This is a genomic window from Tenacibaculum finnmarkense (assembly GCF_900239185.1).
GTDB classification, from domain to species: domain Bacteria; phylum Bacteroidota; class Bacteroidia; order Flavobacteriales; family Flavobacteriaceae; genus Polaribacter; species Polaribacter finnmarkensis.
Genome location: NZ_OENA01000062.1, coordinates 1 through 2,305, shown reverse-complemented (window position 1 = coordinate 2,305; position 2,305 = coordinate 1). Strand labels below are relative to the sequence as shown.

The 2,305-nt window shown below is 25.9% G+C and carries 3 protein-coding genes; all 3 read left to right on the top strand.

The features are described from left to right. Nucleotides 1-103: 103 nt before the first annotated feature. The 3 genes from AQ1689_RS08785 to AQ1689_RS08775 all read left to right on the top strand — a co-directional run bounded on the left by AQ1689_RS08785 (nt 104) and on the right by AQ1689_RS08775 (nt 2,201). The gene (locus AQ1689_RS08785; RefSeq protein WP_101955853.1) at nt 104-703 is read left to right on the top strand and encodes a hypothetical protein; all 600 of its coding nucleotides are present in this window, start codon (nt 104-106) and stop codon (nt 701-703) included. A 309-nt stretch (nt 704-1,012) separates the two neighbouring features. Continuing rightward, the gene (locus tag AQ1689_RS08780; protein WP_101955851.1) at nt 1,013-1,396 is read left to right on the top strand and encodes a hypothetical protein; all 384 of its coding nucleotides are present in this window, start codon (nt 1,013-1,015) and stop codon (nt 1,394-1,396) included. Between the two features lie 157 nt (nt 1,397-1,553). Beyond that, on the top strand, nt 1,554-2,201 hold the full coding sequence (locus tag AQ1689_RS08775; RefSeq protein ID WP_101955850.1) for a hypothetical protein: 648 nt from the start codon (nt 1,554-1,556) through the stop codon (nt 2,199-2,201). Nucleotides 2,202-2,305 lie beyond the last annotated feature (104 nt).

Sequence of the window (2,305 nt, the reverse complement as noted above, 5' to 3'; positions counted from 1 at the left end):
TATCGAATATAAATCGTATCGAAGAAATAAAAAAAATCTGGAATTATTAACCTTATAAATTCAAAAAAAAGGTCAACCTATTTCAGGACAATACAACAAACTAATGAAAACTTATTTTTCAGACTTAATTCCTAAAATTCAGAGATACTCGAAAAAACTCGATGACCTAACAAATATAACTAACGCAAATTGGATAATAATTGAAGAAATATTTAATTCTAAAAAAACTTATATATTTAGACCAAATAATCAACTAATTATTTCTACTGATGGAAGTGTGGAAAAAAGGAAATGGGAATATATTAAAAATAATTCATTATTGATAGATATTGAAAATGAGAGTTTTCTTTTTAAACTTGGTTTTCTCGATGCAAATTTTTTTATTCTCAAACTAGATAATAAGAACGAATATCTTTTTTTGGTAAACGAAAATATTTTCAATGAATATAAAAATTCAATTAATAATATTTCATCCGTTCTTGAAAATAAATACTTAACACAATATCCCAAAACTAATACGGTTCACACAAATAATTTAAAAACTAATAAAGGTAAATTAGTAATCAGTGTAGATTATAAAGACAAACCTTTGGAGATTGGAAACAATGTCTTTCTCAATGGTGAACCCGCTCCAAACGGTAACTATCGATATAATTATTTCTTTACTCTTAAAGTAAATAATGGTAAAATTGAAAAAATATAAAAAAAATATCGTTGCGCAATTTTTTTAAACTAAGTATATCCACTCCAGTTGGCAATAATTTACACAAAAAATGGACAAGAACGCTTTAATTGCAGGTTTTATAGGGTCACTGATTGGTGTTTTTATTTCTGGAACATACGGTCGAATTACGACTGCTTTTAAACTAAATCGAATAAGAAAAATCATAATTAATTGTTTTCAAGCAATTTCAATTCCAAAATGCGAAAAGTATATTGAAGATTTAATCAAGGAATTGAATTTGTTGGAAATTTTTCGACACAAAAGAAAAGCAATAAGACATTAGATTATATGCCAATGTTCAATTCTGATATTCTTAAAAGTATAAATCCTGAATTACTTCTTCAAACTTCTTTTAAGGCAAAAACTCATAGTGATTTAATTGAAATTACATATACAATTGATTATCTGAAAAAAAATATGCCTATTGATAAAATGTCTTTATTTAAAGAAAAAGTGATTGCTCATTTAAAAGAAAAAGAAATAGAAAATGACGAACTTTATAATCATTTGCTAAGTTGTTCTTTTTATGAAAAATTGAGTAAAGAAGTATTATCTGATTTAAACCTAAAAATAGAAACTGCGGAGGAATTAAATAAAGATCAAAAAAAAATTATAGAAGACTTGAAAGGAAATTCATTTATTTGGATTTTAAAATACCTTTGGAGACAATAAAACTATTGCCAACACCATATATAATTTATTGCTTGTGATTAACTACTTATGAAAATCCTTGGCGGATTTTCTATTCCGTTTTTATTTACTAAATTAGTTGCTCGAAATACGCAACAAACCATATATAAAAACGTTGTAAAACATTTAAACAAATCCTGTGAATTTAGAATCTATATTAAAAATTACTCAAATCATTTTTTATTTGGTTGCAGGAACAATTGCAATTCTCACCTATTTAAAAGCTAAAAGAAGTTTTTTAAATTCAGTTAATACAGAATATCAGAAAAAGGCTTTACAAAAGGTCGAAGATATATCTGAATTTCTGATTTCGGAATTTGATAAAAATTCGGAAAATTATTGGGCAAAAGCTCATTGGAAAGAAAGAAGTCCTGCTCAAATTATGCTTAAACAATTCATAGAAAATAAAGAAGAGTTTTTAAAATACGATGAATGGATGGGTGGAACTCCTTCGAATCCCCAAATCGAAAAACTGAATAATTGGGTTAATAAAATAAAATCTGACCCGTTTGTACCAAAAGTAATTAGAAAGATTGTTGTAGATAATTTAGAAAATCGTGTAAACCTCGCGAGACAAATAGAAGAAGAAGAATTAAGGGGTTTTGGTAATAAATTAGTGACTGATAAAGGTAAATCAAATTTGGAAAACTTGAGTTCAACTATTCATAATAAAATTAATAGCAGACAATATAAAGAAGGAATCGGAATTAGTCAGATAGAAGAAAAAGTGCATAATATTAGAATACAAATTCAAGACTATTATGAGAAATACGATCCTTTGAAATAAAAAACGTTTTACAACAAAGAACTGAGCTAAAAAACAACTCTTTTCTTGATTAAGTTTATACATTATTATTCTAGGCTCATAATTCTATAAATTAGTTTTTTGAG